The following is a 14,681-nucleotide window of genomic DNA, read 5'->3' on the forward strand; positions in this document are numbered from 1 at the left end:
CGCGGCTCAGGGCAGGAGCGCGCCGGTGGTGAGCGGGAGGACGGCTCCGCCGGCGACGCCCAGGGCGAGGGAGAGGGCCGCGGCCGCGACGGCGGTCACCGCGGCCCAGTGGCCGAGGACGGTGTGGGCCGGGGCGGGCGCGGGATCAGCGGTGGCGAAGACGGGTGCGAGCCACCGCAGGTAGTAGAAGAGCGAGGCGACCGTGTTGGCGACGGCGAGGGCGGCGAGCCAGGTGAGACCGCCGTCGACGGCGGCGCTGAAGATCTCCAGCTTGCCGAGGAAGACGCCGGTGGGCGGCGTGCCGACCAGACCGAGCAGGCACACGACGAGCACGGCGGCGAGCGCGGGACGGCGGTGGGCCAGGCCGCGGTAGTCGGCCAGGGTGCGGGCGTGGGGGAGTTCGGTGACGACGGCGAACGCGCCGAGGTTGGTGACGGCGTAGGCGGCCAGGTACAGCAGCAGTCCCTTCTGCGCGAGTTCGCTCCGGGTGGCGACGGCGGGCGCCATGAGCAGGTAGCCGACCTGGCTGATGGTGGAGTACGCCAGCAGCCGCTTGACGGAACGCTGGAAGAAGGCGGCCAGGTTGCCCAGGGTCATGGTGACGGCGGCGACGACGGCGATCAGCAGCGGCCAGTTGACGTCGACGGCCGGCAACGCCTGGTGCAGCAGCCGGTAGAGGGCGATGAGGGCGCCGACCTTGGGCAGCGTGGTGACGTACGCGGCCACGGCGGTGCGTGCGCCCTCGGTGACGTCGGGCACCCAGAAGTGGGCCGGGACGGCGCCGATCTTGAAGAGCAGTCCGGCGAGGAGCGCGACCAGCCCGACGGCGACGAGCCCGTACGACGCGGCGGGCAGCGCGGTGCGCAGCCCCGGGTACGCGGTGCCGTGCCCGGCTCCGTACAGCAGCGCGGCACCGGCGAGCATGGTGGTGCCGAACAGCGCCCCCATCAGGTAGTACTTCAGGGCCGCTTCGGTGCCGGTCACGTCCTTGGCGAAGCCGGTCAGCGCGTACGCGGGGACGCTCGCGAGCAGGTAGCCGGCGAAGAGCATCAGCAGGTCGTTCGCGCCGGTCATGGCGAGCGTGCCGAGGGCCGTCAGCAGCAGCAGGACGTAGTACTCGCTCTCGCGCTTGTGGCCGCGCACGGTCTCCACCGACAGGGCGACGACCAGCAGCAGGGCGCCGAGCACGATGAGCCGGCCGACGTCGGTGGCGGTGTCGACGGCGAAGGCGTCGGTGAAGACGGTCTGTTCCCGCCCGGTGGCCATGGTGACCGCGGTCGCGGTCAGACCGGCCGCGCAAGCAGCGGCCGCGAGCGCCGCGACGATCCACTGACGGCGGCGCGGCAGCCAGGACCCGGCGAGCAGGCCGGCCACGGCGGCGCCGAGCAGGGCGAGTTCGGGGACGAGGGCGGCGAGGTTCTGGTTCACCGGGCGACCAGCCCGATCAGGGTACGGCTGGCCGGTTCGATCACGTCCAGCAGGAAGCGCGGTGCGACCCCGATGGCGAGAGCGGCGCCGAGCAGCGGCACGGTGGCGACCGCCTCGGTCGTGGTCAGGTCGTCGAAGGCGCCCGCGCCCACGGAGTGCGGCAGTTGCGGCGGCCCGAGGAACATCCGGCGCAGGGCGAGCAGGAACAGGGCGGCGGTGAGGACGATCCCGGTCAGCGCGACGCACGTGGCGACGGTCTGGGGCCCGAGGCTTCCGGCGAAGATCTGGAACTCCGCGACGAAGCCGGAGAACCCGGGGATGCCGAGGCCGGCGAACGCGGCGACCGCGGTGAGAGCCGCGAAGCGCGGGGTGTACGCGGCCAGGCCGGAGTACGCGGACATGGTGTAGGTGCCGCCTCGGTCGTACAGGACTCCGGACAGCAGGAACAGCGCGCCCGTGATGAGGCCGTGGCTGACCATCTGCGTCACCGCTCCCGTGGTGGCCAGGGAGCGGGCCTGGGCATCGGTGCCGGCGAGCGTGCCGGCCGCGCCGACGGCGAGCACGATGTACCCCATGTGGTTGACCGAGGTGTAGGCGATCATGCGCTTGAAGTCGGTCTGGGCGAGCGCGACCAGGGCGCCGTACACCACGGACACCGCGCCCACGACGACGAAGACGAGCGCGTACTGCCGCCAACTGCCCGGCAGCAGCGGCATCGCGATCCGCACGAATCCGTAGGTGCCCATCTTCAGCAGGACGCCTGCCAGGATGGCCGATCCCGTGGCGGGGGCGTCGGTGTGGGCCGGCGGCAGCCAGGTGTGGAACGGCACCACGGGTGTTTTGACGGCGAGGCCGACGCCGATCGCCAGCAGGACCAGCGCCGCATAGCCGCCGCGGCCGGCGAGCGGGCCGGTGCGGGTGAGGTCGAGGATGTCGAAGGTGTGCGGGTCCGCGGCCAGGTAGAGGCCGATGAAGCCGAGCAGCAGCGCGAGGGACCCGGCGAAGGTGTAGAGGAAGAACTTCAGGGCCGCGTCCCGGGCCCGCTCCCCGTGGCCCCAGCCGGCGATGACGAAGAACATGCCGACGATGGACAGGTCGAAGAAGACGAAGAAGAGAATCAGGTCCAGGGCCACGAACAACCCGACGGCGACGGTCTGCAGGAACAGGAAGAGGCAGACGTAAGCGCGCACCCGGCGGGTCTCGCGCAGCGACTGGACGGCGACGGCGAGGAAGAGCACGCAGGTGAGGGCGACCAGTGGGAGGGACAGGCCGTCCACGCCGACGTGGTAGCCCACTCCCGCGCCGGGGATCCAGCGCACCCGCTGCTGGTTCTGCAGGCCGCCGTGGGGGTCGAAGCCGGCCCAGAGGACGACGACCAGGGCCAGGTCGGCGGTGGCGGTGGCGATCCACGTCCAGGTGTACGCCCGGCGGGGGAGCGCGCGGGGCAGCAGCATCAGCGCGGCGCACACCGCGAGCGGCAGGAAGGTGACGACGGTCAGCACAGGGGTTACCTCACCAACAGCACGATCATGGCCAGCACGGCGAAGCCGGCGGCGGCTTGGGCGTAGTACTGGTGGAGGAGTCCGGTCTGCGGGCGGCGCGCCCAGGTTCCCAGGCGCCGGGTCCCGGCCGCGACGGCCCGGACGACGGCGTCGATCCCGCCGTCGTCCAGGCGCCGGGCCCACCGCGCGGCGGCCGTCGCGCCGCCCGCAGCCAGGCGCACCGCACCGTCCACGAACCGGTCGTCGAAGACGGCGAGGGACCTGGCCAGCGCGAGCACCGGCCGTACGACCAGGGCATGGGCCATCTTTTCCAGCGACAGCCAGTCGGCCGCCCACCGGACCGCGACGCCGGGAAGGCGGACGGGGCGACCCGCCCACCGCCAGGTCACCGCCGCCGCGGCGAGCGCGACACCGGCCGACAGGCCCAGTTCCCACGGCCGCGGTGACGGCTCGTGGGGTGTGCCGACGGCCGTGCGCAGCCAGGCCGCGGGGCCGGGCAGCGCCAGCACGCCGAGTACGGCCGCGGCCAGGGCCAGCACGCACAAGGGCGCATGGGCGAACGCGGGCACCTGGCGGGTGCCGCGTTGCTCGGTGTCGTAGCCCGCGGTGGGATCCGAGGGCAGCGGCCTGGTGACGAACCACAGGGCCTTGACGCTGTAGACCGCTGCCAGGGCCGCGGCCGCCGACCCGGTGGCGTACAGCCCGATGTCGTCGGCGCGGGCGGAGGCCAGGACCTCGTCCTTGGCCGCCCACAACGACAGCGGCGGCAGGCCCGCCAGCGTGAGCGCCCCGACGGTGAAAGCGGCGCCCACCAGCGGGAAGGCGCGGGCGGCGCCGCGCAGGGCCGTCAACCGCTTGGTGCCCAGCGCGCTCAGCCAGGCGCCCGCGGCCAGGAACAGGCCCGCCTTCGTGGCGGCGTGCGCGACGAGCTGTGTGGTGCCCGCGGCAACGCCCCCGCTTCCGGCGGCCAGCACCATGAAGCCGATCTGTGCGCAGGTGGAGGCCGCCAGCAACTGTTTGAGATCGGTCTGCGCGACGGCGACGACGCCGAGGGCCAGCGCGGTCGCCGCGCCGGCCCAGGCCACCAGCGGTCCGGCCCAGCCGGAGGCGGCGAGCAGGGGCTGGAGCCGCAGCAGCAGGTACGCCCCGGCGGCGACCATGGTCGCGGAGTGCAGCAGCGCCGAGACGGGGCTGGGGCCCTGCATGGCCCGTGACAGCCAGAAGGAGAACGGCAGTTGCGCGGACTTTCCCAGCGCTGCGACCACGACTCCCGCGGTGAGTACGTGCAGCCACAGTGAGTCGGCCTGCGGCAGCGCGTCCAGGCGCAGGGAGCCGACGCCGCCGGCCACAGCGGCGCCCGCGGCCAGATACAGACCCAGGTCGGCGGTCCGGGTGGTCAGGAACGCGGTGTCCGCGGCCCGTACGCGTTCCGGCTGCCGCCACCAATGGCCGATCAGCGCCCAACTGGTCGCCCCCATCAGCTCCCAGGCCATCAGCAGCAGCGGGAGGGTGACGGCCGTGACGGTGACGAGCATGGCCCCGGCGAACATCAGCAGCATCCCGAAGAACCGGCCCCGGTTCTCCTGTGCGCCGAACTCGCCGGCGGAGAAGACCACGACGGCGAGGGTGACCACCGCGACGGTGACCGCCATGACCGCGGACAGCCCGTCGACGCGCAACCCGGCCCGGACGCCGGAGAACAGCGGTGCGCCGGCCGCGGGCGGCCTCAGCACCGCGCAGGCCACGGCCGACCCGAGAGTCGCCGCGGCCGCGGCCGCGGCGAGTGCGGGGACCCAGGGGCGGGCGCGCCACCGGGTCGTGCCCAGGGCCGCGAGGACCGTTCCGGTGACCAGGGGGACGGCGACCAGCAGCCACGGCATCGCGCTCATCCCTTGAGATCCCCGGCCATGTCGGTCATGTCGATCTGCCGGGCCCTGAAGATCGCCGTGGTGACGGCGAAGCCCATGGCCATCTCCACCGCCATGGCGACCACCGCGGCCACGACCACCACTTGGCCGCTTCCCGCGGCCGGGGCCAGGAAGTGCCAGAACGCGGCCGCGGCGACGACGACTCCGCCGATCATCAACTCGATCCCCATCATGACCATGACGATCGACTGCTGGGACAGCGCGCCGAACAGGCCGGTCGAGAACAGCCCCGCCGCCAGCACCAGCACGAGTGGGAAGGTCACCGGCCCACCCCTCCGCCGGCCGGGTCCCGGGCCGGCCGCTGGTCGAGGTCGTCGCCGAACCGGTCGTAGCGGCCCCGTCGGGTGGCGAGTACGGTCGCGCCGACCATGGTGGCCAGTAGCGTCACGCCCAGGGTGACCATCGCGAGCATCTGGTCGTCCATCAGCGCGCGCCCGACCTGGAAGGTGGTGTCCGACGGGGCCCGGCCGGCCCGTTGCGGCCAGGGCACCACGAAGATCCCCGTGACGAGCGCCGCGAACACCGCGACGGACGTGGCCAGCGCTCCGCGCTTGTTGTGCACCATCGACATGGGCGTCAGTCCGGCCGGATCCATCATGTAGGCGACCATGAACACCGCCATGATCGCCATCTCCATGATCATCATCAGCACGATGACCACACCGAGATAGGGCAGCCCCAGCACCACGACCACCCCTCCGGCGCAGCACAGCGACCCCAGCATCGAGAACGTGGCCCTGGCCATCGAACCGCACACGAACACCAGCGCGCCGCCCGTCAACGCCCCTGCGCCCAGCGCCCACAGCAGCACCGCGTGCACAGCCACCTCCCAACGACCGGGTACGAGTCAGCGGTTCAGTACGACCAGGGCCGGCACCAGCACCTGCACGATCGTCAAGGGCGTCAGGACCACCCACGCGAACTCCGCCCACCGGTCCGCGCGGAGCACGGGAACCCGGCGCGAGACCCACACCAGGACCAGGACCATCAGTACGGTCTTGACCAGCGACCAGGCCCAGGCGGGCAGCCCGGGACCGCTCCCGCCGCCGAGGAACAACGCGACCGCCATCGCCGCGCCCGACGCCAGCCACAGCCGGCGCCCCGCCTGCAGGAGCAGGCGGTCCACGCCCGACGCCTCGGCGAGCACGCCTCCGGCGATGTCCGTCCCGGCCGGATACGCGAAGGGCCCCTGAAAGCTGAACGCCAGGACGCTCAGCACGTGGACGGCGAAGGCGACGGGCATCCACACCGCGTACCACAGACCGTGCTGGGCCCCGACGATGTCACCCACCCGCAGCGACTCCGCCGCCGTCGCCGGTGCGATCAGCGCGAACATCAACGGCAGTTCGTAGGCGAGTCCCTGCGCGAGGAACCGGTAGCCGCCGATCAGGGACAACGCCGAATCCGGACCCCATCCGGCCAGCCACAGACCGGCCCATGTCAGCACCTCCGTCGCGTTGAACCACACGACGCCCACGGACACATCGGCCACCGTCCAACGGCCCAACGGGATCACCAGCACCGACAGCACGGCGCCTGCCGGGACCGCGACCACGCCCAGCCGCCACAGCAGCAGGTCCGGGGCGGGCATCCGGCGTGGCTGGGACACCAGGAGCCGGGGCACGGCCAGCAGCCGCCGTCCGCCCGCCGCCACGGTGACCGGGCGTCCGGCGTCCCGCGCGGCCAGCATTCCGTCCGCGGCGAGCGCGACCGCGGCGAGCGCCACCAGGAGAACGGGGGCGACCAGGACGGACCACCACGGCGAGGAGTCAGCCACCGGCCACTGCCCCGACGGGTCGCGACCCGTACTCGTCCGGGTCCGGGTCGAGGCTGGCCACGATCAGCCGGGCCGCGGCCAGTTCGGCACCGGCGAGCATGCGCGGCAGTACCTCCACCAGCGCCGCGGACGGCCGTCGCGTACCGTCCGCCCGGCCACGCGGCCCGCGATCCACCGACGGATCCAGCGGGGCAGGGTCGTCCAGCCGGGACAGATCGCGCTCGACGTCGGCGAGCCACTGCCGGTAGCGGGCCGGTACGTCCGCGCCCGCCCGCGCCGCGGGGCCCTCCACTCCGGCGTCACGCGCCTGGCCCTGCGTCAGCTCGCCCGGTCCCCGGGTCAGCCAGTACAGGGTCCGCGACCGGCCGACACGCCGGGAGAACCCGTGCACCTCCCGCCGGAGCCGGGTCGTCTCCGACCCCATGAGCAACCCGTCGCGGAGCCGCCGCGCGACGGTGGCCTGCGAGGGCCAACCCGCCACGGCCAGGAAGCGGCCCAGACTGTCCAAGTGGGCGGCGGCCCGTCGGCGGGCCGCAGCACCCACCGTCACGTCCTCCCCTGCCGCGGCACGCAGCCATGGCTCCGACCAGAACGGCGGTCCGTGCGCGGCGACGCCGCCGTCCACGTCGGCCCGCTGGACGACGTCACCCTGCAGGGCGAGCCGGACCACGAGCCCGGCCGGCCAGTCGGCAAGCAGCGGGCCCAGCGGTACATGGAGCCGGTCCAGCGTCAGGCCGTCACGGTCCTCGCCCGGCGCGGCCATCGGCAGGCCACCGTGCCGCACGCGCGCTTCCCGGGCGTCCGCCCCGGGGGCGGACAGGTGTCCGGCCGGATCGGACAGCCGTACGGCGCACGTGTCCAGGGCCGTGGCGACCTCGCCCGCGTCGCGGACGTCCGCTCGTGCGCGGGGCGCCGCGATGTCCCGCCACAACCGGTCGACCGCGTCGGCGAGGGCGGGAGCCGGCCGGCCGGCGACGAGGAGGATGTCGGCCCCCGCGGGGGTGAGGGCGACCGGCAGGTCCCGCTGCCGCAGCTCACGCTCGGCGGCCAGCCGCGCACCGGTCCCGCCGGGCACGGTCACCAGCAGAACCGCAGGCCGGGCGGCGACCGAGCGGAGCATCGCCGCTCTCACACCCACCGCAGGGCGCCTTCCCGCCAGGCGTACGCCACTCCGGCGAGCAGGATGCCGAGGAAGGCGAACATCTCGATGACGGCGCTCGGTCCCATCGCCCGGACGACCCGCGTCCACGGGTACATGAAGACCATCTCCATGTCGAAGGCCAGGAACAGCATCGCCGGCGTGTACCAGCGCACATGGAAGCGGCTGACCGCGTGTTCGGCGGGCTCGAGCCCCGAGGTGAAGGGCATGACGTCGACGTGCCCGGACGGCACCCGCACCAGCCGGCTCACCCCGTACCCGAGGCCGACGGCCAGGACCACCAGCCCCAGCAGCGAAAGCGCGGCAGAGAACCCGCTCACCGCTCACCTCGCGTCCTCGGCGCCGAAGCGCGCCGCTCGACCCGGACCATCCGCTTTCCCTCCGCGGGATGAGAGTGTCGCCCGTTTCGACCGGTCGCGCGGGGAGGCGCGCCAGAGGGTCCGGGGCCTCCCGTCGCCGGCCGGCGATGCTGCGCGGACCCGGTCCGGCGCGGCCGGGGGAAATGGATTTGGTCCTGGGGCCGGCACCCCGTAGGGTGGTGTTCATCGACGCGGGGTGGAGCAGCTCGGTAGCTCGCTGGGCTCATAACCCAGAGGTCGCAGGTTCAAATCCTGTCCCCGCTACTGAAACGGAAGGCCCGGTGCGCAAGCGCCGGGCCTTCCGTCATTCCCGCCTTTCGCGACGTGCGCGCGGTGTCACCGCCTGCGCACGGGGTGGTACGGGGGCACGTCACGCCCCGGTTGGTAGTGCGGGCCCTGCCGGATGTGGTGGACGACCACCACCAGGTCGGTCGCGGCGGCCAGCGCCAGCACGCCGAAGAAGATCGCCCAGCCCATCTGCCCGAGGATCGAGAAGATCACCGTCCCGGCGATCGCCCAGACCAGGCCGAAGGCGGCCAGCCCCAGTCTCAGCCGCAGCGCGCTGCGGGCCTGCAGGGGTTCGCTTCCGGTACGTCCCAGGTGCATGGAAACCACTCCTCAACGGAGACGTACCCCAGTACGCTCGTGTCATGACATGGCGACATTGATCCTCAGGCAAGTCCCCGGAGTCCTCGAAGTCCCCGGAGTCCTTCCTCGCGCGCAGGCTGTACGCCTACGCCTTCCTCGAGGACCTCATCCCGCTCTACCCGGTGTACGCGGTGCTCTTCGCCGACTCCGGGCTGTCCGAGGCCGGGATCTCCTCGCTCTTCGCCCTCTGGTCGTTCACGGCGTTCGCGCTGGAAGTGCCCTCCGGGGTGTGGGCCGACCGCTTCTCCCGGCGTGCCCTGCTGTGTGTCGCGCCGCTGCTGACCGGAGCGGGCTTCGCCCTGTGGACCTTCCTGCCCGGCTATGCCTCCTTCGCGGCCGGATTCGTGCTGTGGGGCGCCGGTAGCGCACTGCGGTCGGGGGCGCTGCAGGCACTCGTCCACGAAGGGCTGACCGGGGCGGGCGCGGCCGATGCGTACGCACGTCTCATCGGCCGCTCCCAGGCCCTGGGCACCACGGCCGCGCTGGCGGCCACGGCCGCGGCCGGACCGCTGCTGGGGGCGGGTGGCTACCGGGCGGTGGGGCTGGCCAGCATCGCCGTGACGGTGCTCACCGCGCTCGCCGCGCTCCGCCTGCCCGAGCGGCGCCGGGGACCGGCGGAGGAGGAACCGGGCTACCGCGCACTGCTGCGCGACGCGCTGACCGAGGCCCGGCACGAGCCGGGGGTGGCGCGGATGCTCGCGGTGGTCTCGCTGCTGGCGGGCGCGGCCGCGCTGGACGAGTACGTGCCGCTGCTGGCGCGGGCCACCGGCGTGAGCACGCCCCTCGTACCGGTGCTCGTGCTCCTGGTCACCGCGGGCGCCACCGCCGGCGGCTGGCTCGCCGGGCGCGGCATGCGCTGGGCCCCCGCGGCCCCGGCGGCGGCCGGGCTGTGCCTGGCGGCCGGCGCGGGAACGGCGAGCGGTCACCCGGCCGGTCTGCTGGCCGTCGCGGTGGCGTTCGGGGTCTTCGACTGGGCGGGCGCCGCCGCCGACGCCCGACTCCAGGAACTGCTCGGGGACCGCACCCGGGCCACCGTGACCTCCCTGGCGGGGCTGGGTTCCGAGGCCGCCGCGCTGCTGCTGTTCGGCCTCTGGGCGCTCGGCTCGGGCTGGGCCGGTCCCGCGCCGCTGTTCGCCGTGGCGGGTCTGCCGTTCCTGGCCGGGGCCCTGCTGCTGTGGCGGTGCAACATTTCCGGGCGTCCACGGCATCAGTGAGGTGAAGGCGCGCCGGAAGACGATCACGACCAGGGGGCGGCGGATGCACGAGGAACGCACGGAGGACTTCCTGGAGTTCGCCGCGACCAGAGCGGCGCACCTCTTCCGTTCGGCCTGCCTGCTCACCGGGGGCGACACGCATCTCGCCGAAGACCTCGTCCAGGAGACCCTCGGCAAGATGTACCTCACCTGGTGGCGCATCAACCGCATCGGCAACCCGGCCGGTTACGCCCAGACCGTACTCGTCCGTACCTTCCTCACCCATCAGCGGCGGCGCAGCAGCGGCGAGTCGCCCGTCGGAGAGCTCCCCGACATCCCGTCGGGCGCGTCCCCGGACGGCGACACGACGCTTTTGCGGCTGACCCTCCTCGACGCCCTGGCCCGGCTGTCTCCCAAGGACCGTGCGGTGCTGGTGCTGCGCTACTGGGAGGACCGGAGCATCGAGGAGACCGCGGAAGCCCTGCGGCTGACCTCCGGCACCGTGCGCACGCGGTCGTTCCGCGCGCTCGCCCGGCTGCGCGAGCTGCTCGGCGACAGCCTCGTGGACCTGGTGTCCCACCGCTGACCCCGCTGACCCCCCGCAATGCTCCGGTTCACGGCTTCCCGCTCTTCCACGGACGGTGGTACTCCCATGCCATTCGAAGACGACCTCGGCGCCGCGCTGCGCCGCACAGGTGACGCCTTCAGCCCCGACACCGCCTCGCTCGTGGCCGCCGGCCTCGCGCGCGGCCGGACCCTCCGGCGAAGGCGCGCCGCCGCGGTGACGGGTGCCTTCGTCGCCGTCACGGCGGCGGGCGTCGGTGCCGTGGTGGTCGTGCCCGGTGCCGCGTCCCGGCACGCGGAGCCGCCCGCGAAGCGGCCGAGCTCCCTCGGCACGCCGCGCACCACGGTCTCCGGCCAGGAAATGCTGGACATCTTCAAGGCGCTGCTGCCCAAAGGCACGATCTCCGGTGAGCGCGCCATGGGCACCGAGATCGAGGCCGGGACGCGTCCGTCGCCGTACGCCGAACTCGTCCATGACGACGGCAAGGGAGCGTCCCTGCTCTCCGTCGGCCTGAGCGTCGTGCCCGACGGGCAGCGGCAGAACCAGTGCCCGGATCCCGCGGTGCTGAAGCAGGGCAGCCGGTGCTCACGGACCGAACTGCCCGGGAAATCCGTACTCGTTGTCATCCGGGGGTGGGAGTACAACGACGAACGGGTGGGTCCCAGGAACTGGCGCGCCACGCTCACCACCCCCGAGGGCCACCAGGTGGACGTCAACGAATGGAACGCGGCGACCGAGAAGGGGACCCCGGCCACCCGCCCCGATCCGCCCCTGACCGCCGGCCAACTGGCTGCGGTCGCCCGCTCCTCCCGCTGGGACGAGGTCTTCGGCGCCTTCCCCGCGCCCGCTCCACCCGGGGGCATCAGCGGGGGACCGACGGCCACGCCCACCTGACCGCCGGCGACGGCTCGGCCCGCTCCCGCAGTGGACCAGCGCGACCGCGTGATCAGGGTCGCCGCGGGTTGGGACGAGTCCCCTGCGGGTCGGGCCGCCCCGGCCTACACTCCCGCACGGTTGATTCGTCGTCCGACCCGATCAGGGGGAGCGCATGTCCCAACTGCCCACCCGGCGGACCGCGTTGCGCGCAGTGGCCGCCGCCACTGGCGCCGTGGTCGTCGGCTTCGACCCGGCAGGCCGCAGCTGGGCCGTGGCGGCGCCCGGCACGGAGCGCGCGGCCGGGCTGGTGGGGCTGCCCCGCCTGGACGGGGTGCTGCTGACCGACGAGGACTCGCTCACCGCGGCCGCCGACGACTTCGGGCACATCGTGCACCGCGGGCCGGTCGCGGTGCTGCGCCCGGGGTCGGTGGACGACGTCGTGGCGATGGTCAGGTTCTGCAACCGGCACGGCCTCAAGGTCGCCCCGCGCGGCCAGGGCCACGGCACGAACGGCCAGGCGCAGGTCGCCGGCGGGCTCGTCGTCGAGACGACGCCGCTGGCGCGGATCGGCCCGGTCGGCCCGCACAGCCGCACCGTCACGGTCGGCGCGGGCGCCAAGTGGAGCGACGTCACCAGGGCGACGCTCGTCCACGGGCTGACGCCGCCGGTGTTCACCGACTACCTCGAACTGTCCGTCGGCGGCACGCTGTCGGTGGGCGGCCTGGGCGGTCAGAGCCACCACCACGGCGCGCAGGTCGACAACGTCACCGAACTGCGCGTCGTCACCGGCGCGGGCGAGCTGGTGCGCTGCTCGCCGACCCGGCACCGCGAGCTCTTCGAAGCCGTGCTGGCGGGGCTCGGCCAGTGCGCGGTGATCGTCTCGGCCACCGTCCGGCTGCGGAAGGCACCGACGACGGTCCGGCACTATCTGCTGCCCTACAGCGACCTGGAGACGTTCCTGGCCGACCAGCGGCTGCTGGTGACGGACGGCCGCTTCGGCTACGTCGAGGGCCAGGTGGTGCCGGACGGGAACGGCGCCTTCAACGGCTACGTCCTGGAGGCCGTGTCCTACGACGCCCACCCGGACGACGCCGTGCTCCTCGCGGGCCTGCGCCACGACCCCGCGGGCGTCCAGGCGGAGGACCTGGACTACTACGTGTTCCTCGACCGGCTGGCCGCCTCCGTGGCGGCGCTGAAGTCGGCCGGCCTGTGGGCGTGGGCGCACCCGTGGCTCAACCTGCTCATCCCTGGCGCGCAGGCCGCCGCGGTGGCCGGGGGCATCCTCGACGCGCTGACACCGGCCGACCTCGGTCCCGGTGTGGTGCTGCTCTACCCCCTGCTGCGCGAGCGGCTGCACCGGCCGATGCTGCGCGTGCCCGACGACCCGGTCCCGTACCTGCTGGCGGTACTGCGCACCGCGCCGCCGGAGGACACCGCCGGCGTCGACCGCCTGCTGGCCGCCAACCGCGCCGCCTACGAGGCCGCGCGTGCCGCGGGCGGCACGCAGTACCCCGTCGGCTCCGTCCCGTTCGGCCCGGCCGACTGGCGGGCGCACTTCGGCCCGGTGTGGCCCGCCCTGGCGGAGGCGAAGCGGTGCTTCGACCCGCGCGACGTGCTCGTCCCGGGGCAGGGGATCTTCTGACGGGGCAGCCGTGACCCCGTGACCTCGGGCGGCCGCCCGGTCCTCGCGACCGGGGCGGCCGCCCTTCGCGTACCCGGACATCGGGCACGTGCAACCCTTAGGTTGCGGGACGGGTCGATGTCGTGCAACCATGAGGTTGCACGTAAGGTTGTCGTCGATGGAGGTACGGCCATGAGCACCGAGACCCAGGACCGGATCGAACGCGAGATCAGCATCGGAGCACCCGTCGAGCGGGTGTGGGAGGTGCTGACCCGCCCCGAGCACATCGGCCGCTGGTTCGGGCGGGACGTGGGCGGCAGCGGCGAGCCCAAGTCCATGGAACTGCGCCCGGGCGGCATCATGCGCCTGGACCACGGCGCGGGCGTCTACCCGACGCGGATCGTGAGCGTCGAGCCGCCGCGCTACTTCGCCTACCGCTGGGCCAGCGCCTTCCCTGGCGTCGAGGCGGCGGAGGGCAACTCCACCCTGGTCGAGTTCACCCTCACCCCCGAGGGCGAGGGCACCCTCCTGCGGGTGGTCGAGACCGGCTTCGCGGCCCTCGACATCCCCGAGGAGCGCATCCCGTACGCCGGCTACGAGAGCCACTCGGAGGGGTGGACGCAGGTCCTGGCCGGATTCGCCGCGTACACGGAGAAGCTGCCCGTATGACAGACCGTCAGGCGGGCGGCGAGGAGGACGTCTTCGCCGCGCTGGCCGATCCGATGCGACGGCGCATCCTGGACGCCATTGCCGGGCACGGTGACGCCACCGCCACCGTGCTCGCCGCCGAACTCCCCGTCACGCGCCAGGCGATCGTCAAGCACCTGGCCGTGCTGGACCAGGCGGGACTGGTCGCCGGACGCCGCGCGGGGCGCGAAATGCGTTACGTCGTACGGCCGGAGCGGCTGATCGCGGCGGCGCGGTGGATGGACCGCGTCGCCGCGCAGTGGGACGCCCGGCTCGACGCGATCAAACGCCTCGCGGAGGAAACCGGCGCCGCGCCCCCGGTGTAGCCTGTGCGCCGTGAACGGGGAGAGACCGCCTGACATGTTCTCCGGCCGCATCGGCGACGGCCGGATCAACTGGCGAGTGGGTTCGCTGCTCGTCGTCGTGAACGTGGCCCTGCTCACGCTGGGCGTGGGCTCCACCTTCTGGTTCTTCGGCCAGGACATCGGCATCGCGGGGCTGTCCGTGGCGCTGCCCGCGATGAGCCTGTGCACCTTCCTGGTGCTGTTCACCGACTCGCGCGACGTCCGCACCGCCGTGATGTCCGCCTTCACCGTCCTCTACTTCGGCTTCGTCGCCGCCTCGTTCAACAGCGAGGTCGCGCGGGCGATGGCGGACAAGACGGGGTTCCTGGACGACGTCTACGACAGCTTCAACACCTTCATGATCGTGATGGTGGGCTTCTACTTCGGCGGCAAGGCCGCGGAGAAGGTCGTGGAGAAGAAGGTGGCCGCCGCCCTGGCGCCCGAGCAGCCGGCTCCCGGCCCCGTCCCCGCGCCGTCCACCGGCAAGGACGACGGCGGCACCGTCACCCCGCTCCCGGCGCCCGCGGCGGCGATGGACGGCACGAGGGTCTGAGCCGCCGAGAACCGGGTGCCCAAGCCCGCGAGTTCGCCGGC

At 73.5% G+C, this 14,681-nt stretch carries 16 protein-coding genes and 1 tRNA gene; 8 read left to right on the forward strand and 9 right to left on the reverse strand.

Annotated features, from left to right (window positions below; genetic code table 11):
* Nucleotides 1-6: 6 nt before the first annotated feature.
* Genes ACFYXS_RS15675 through ACFYXS_RS15710 form a run of 8 tightly spaced genes read right to left on the reverse strand, consistent with a single transcriptional unit; the run spans nucleotide 7 to nucleotide 8,114 of the window.
* Nucleotides 7-1,428 (reverse strand): NADH-quinone oxidoreductase subunit N, encoded by a 1,422-nt coding sequence (locus ACFYXS_RS15675; RefSeq protein ID WP_389248195.1) that lies wholly within the window; start codon nucleotides 1,426-1,428, stop codon nucleotides 7-9.
* Nucleotides 1,425-2,930, reverse strand: coding sequence for a NuoM family protein (locus tag ACFYXS_RS15680; RefSeq protein WP_389248197.1), 1,506 nt, complete (start codon nucleotides 2,928-2,930; stop codon nucleotides 1,425-1,427). The genes ACFYXS_RS15675 and ACFYXS_RS15680 overlap by 4 nt, the downstream gene beginning before the upstream one ends.
* 5 nt (nucleotides 2,931-2,935) lie before the next feature.
* Nucleotides 2,936-4,819, reverse strand: coding sequence for an NADH-quinone oxidoreductase subunit L (locus ACFYXS_RS15685; protein ID WP_389248199.1), 1,884 nt, complete (start codon nucleotides 4,817-4,819; stop codon nucleotides 2,936-2,938).
* Nucleotides 4,816-5,121: an NADH-quinone oxidoreductase subunit NuoK gene (locus tag ACFYXS_RS15690; protein WP_389248201.1), complete on the reverse strand. Its 306-nt coding sequence runs from the start codon at nucleotides 5,119-5,121 to the stop codon at nucleotides 4,816-4,818. Before ACFYXS_RS15690 ends, ACFYXS_RS15685 begins: the two co-directional genes overlap by 4 nt.
* A complete protein-coding gene (locus tag ACFYXS_RS15695; RefSeq protein ID WP_389248856.1) occupies nucleotides 5,118-5,678 on the reverse strand; it encodes an NADH-quinone oxidoreductase subunit J in 561 nt (186 codons plus the stop codon). The genes ACFYXS_RS15690 and ACFYXS_RS15695 overlap by 4 nt, the downstream gene beginning before the upstream one ends.
* Nucleotides 5,679-5,705: 27 nt before the next feature.
* Nucleotides 5,706-6,635 carry an NADH-quinone oxidoreductase subunit H gene (locus ACFYXS_RS15700; protein WP_389248203.1) on the reverse strand — a complete coding sequence of 310 codons (930 nt, stop codon included), beginning with the start codon at nucleotides 6,633-6,635 and terminating at the stop codon, nucleotides 5,706-5,708.
* Nucleotides 6,628-7,773: a hypothetical protein gene (locus tag ACFYXS_RS15705; protein ID WP_389248205.1), complete on the reverse strand. Its 1,146-nt coding sequence runs from the start codon at nucleotides 7,771-7,773 to the stop codon at nucleotides 6,628-6,630. Before ACFYXS_RS15705 ends, ACFYXS_RS15700 begins: the two co-directional genes overlap by 8 nt.
* Nucleotides 7,764-8,114 carry an NADH-quinone oxidoreductase subunit A gene (locus ACFYXS_RS15710; protein WP_389248207.1) on the reverse strand — a complete coding sequence of 117 codons (351 nt, stop codon included), beginning with the start codon at nucleotides 8,112-8,114 and terminating at the stop codon, nucleotides 7,764-7,766. The genes ACFYXS_RS15705 and ACFYXS_RS15710 overlap by 10 nt, the downstream gene beginning before the upstream one ends.
* 229 nt (nucleotides 8,115-8,343) lie before the next feature.
* Between ACFYXS_RS15710 and ACFYXS_RS15715 the strand changes: the two genes are divergently transcribed.
* A tRNA-Met gene (locus ACFYXS_RS15715) sits at nucleotides 8,344-8,417 on the forward strand.
* 72 nt (nucleotides 8,418-8,489) lie between these two features.
* On the opposite strand, the gene ACFYXS_RS15720 is transcribed toward ACFYXS_RS15715, so the two are convergent.
* The gene (locus tag ACFYXS_RS15720; protein WP_389248209.1) at nucleotides 8,490-8,759 is read right to left on the reverse strand and encodes a DUF6343 family protein; all 270 of its coding nucleotides are present in this window, start codon (nucleotides 8,757-8,759) and stop codon (nucleotides 8,490-8,492) included.
* A gap of 164 nt (nucleotides 8,760-8,923) precedes the next feature.
* On the opposite strand from ACFYXS_RS15720, the gene ACFYXS_RS15725 reads away from it, so the two are divergent.
* The 7 genes from ACFYXS_RS15725 (at nucleotide 8,924) to ACFYXS_RS15755 (ending at nucleotide 14,640) form a co-directional block, all read left to right on the forward strand.
* On the forward strand, nucleotides 8,924-10,015 hold the full coding sequence (locus ACFYXS_RS15725) for an MFS transporter (RefSeq protein ID WP_389248211.1): 1,092 nt from the start codon (nucleotides 8,924-8,926) through the stop codon (nucleotides 10,013-10,015).
* A gap of 43 nt (nucleotides 10,016-10,058) precedes the next feature.
* Nucleotides 10,059-10,580 (forward strand): SigE family RNA polymerase sigma factor, encoded by a 522-nt coding sequence (locus tag ACFYXS_RS15730; protein ID WP_389248214.1) that lies wholly within the window; start codon nucleotides 10,059-10,061, stop codon nucleotides 10,578-10,580.
* 66 nt (nucleotides 10,581-10,646) lie between these two features.
* Nucleotides 10,647-11,453 carry a hypothetical protein gene (locus ACFYXS_RS15735; protein ID WP_389248216.1) on the forward strand — a complete coding sequence of 269 codons (807 nt, stop codon included), beginning with the start codon at nucleotides 10,647-10,649 and terminating at the stop codon, nucleotides 11,451-11,453.
* A 154-nt stretch (nucleotides 11,454-11,607) separates the two neighbouring features.
* On the forward strand, nucleotides 11,608-13,077 hold the full coding sequence (locus ACFYXS_RS15740; RefSeq protein WP_389248218.1) for an FAD-binding protein: 1,470 nt from the start codon (nucleotides 11,608-11,610) through the stop codon (nucleotides 13,075-13,077).
* Nucleotides 13,078-13,248: 171 nt separating this feature from the next.
* Nucleotides 13,249-13,725 (forward strand): SRPBCC family protein, encoded by a 477-nt coding sequence (locus ACFYXS_RS15745; RefSeq protein WP_389248220.1) that lies wholly within the window; start codon nucleotides 13,249-13,251, stop codon nucleotides 13,723-13,725.
* Nucleotides 13,722-14,069 carry an ArsR/SmtB family transcription factor gene (locus ACFYXS_RS15750; protein ID WP_384289749.1) on the forward strand — a complete coding sequence of 116 codons (348 nt, stop codon included), beginning with the start codon at nucleotides 13,722-13,724 and terminating at the stop codon, nucleotides 14,067-14,069. The genes ACFYXS_RS15745 and ACFYXS_RS15750 overlap by 4 nt, the downstream gene beginning before the upstream one ends.
* A 10-nt stretch (nucleotides 14,070-14,079) precedes the next feature.
* Nucleotides 14,080-14,640: a hypothetical protein gene (locus tag ACFYXS_RS15755; RefSeq protein WP_389248223.1), complete on the forward strand. Its 561-nt coding sequence runs from the start codon at nucleotides 14,080-14,082 to the stop codon at nucleotides 14,638-14,640.
* Nucleotides 14,641-14,681: the final 41 nt, after the last annotated feature.

The organism is Streptomyces sp. NPDC002574, assembly GCF_042889545.1.
Taxonomy (GTDB): domain Bacteria; phylum Actinomycetota; class Actinomycetes; order Streptomycetales; family Streptomycetaceae; genus Actinacidiphila.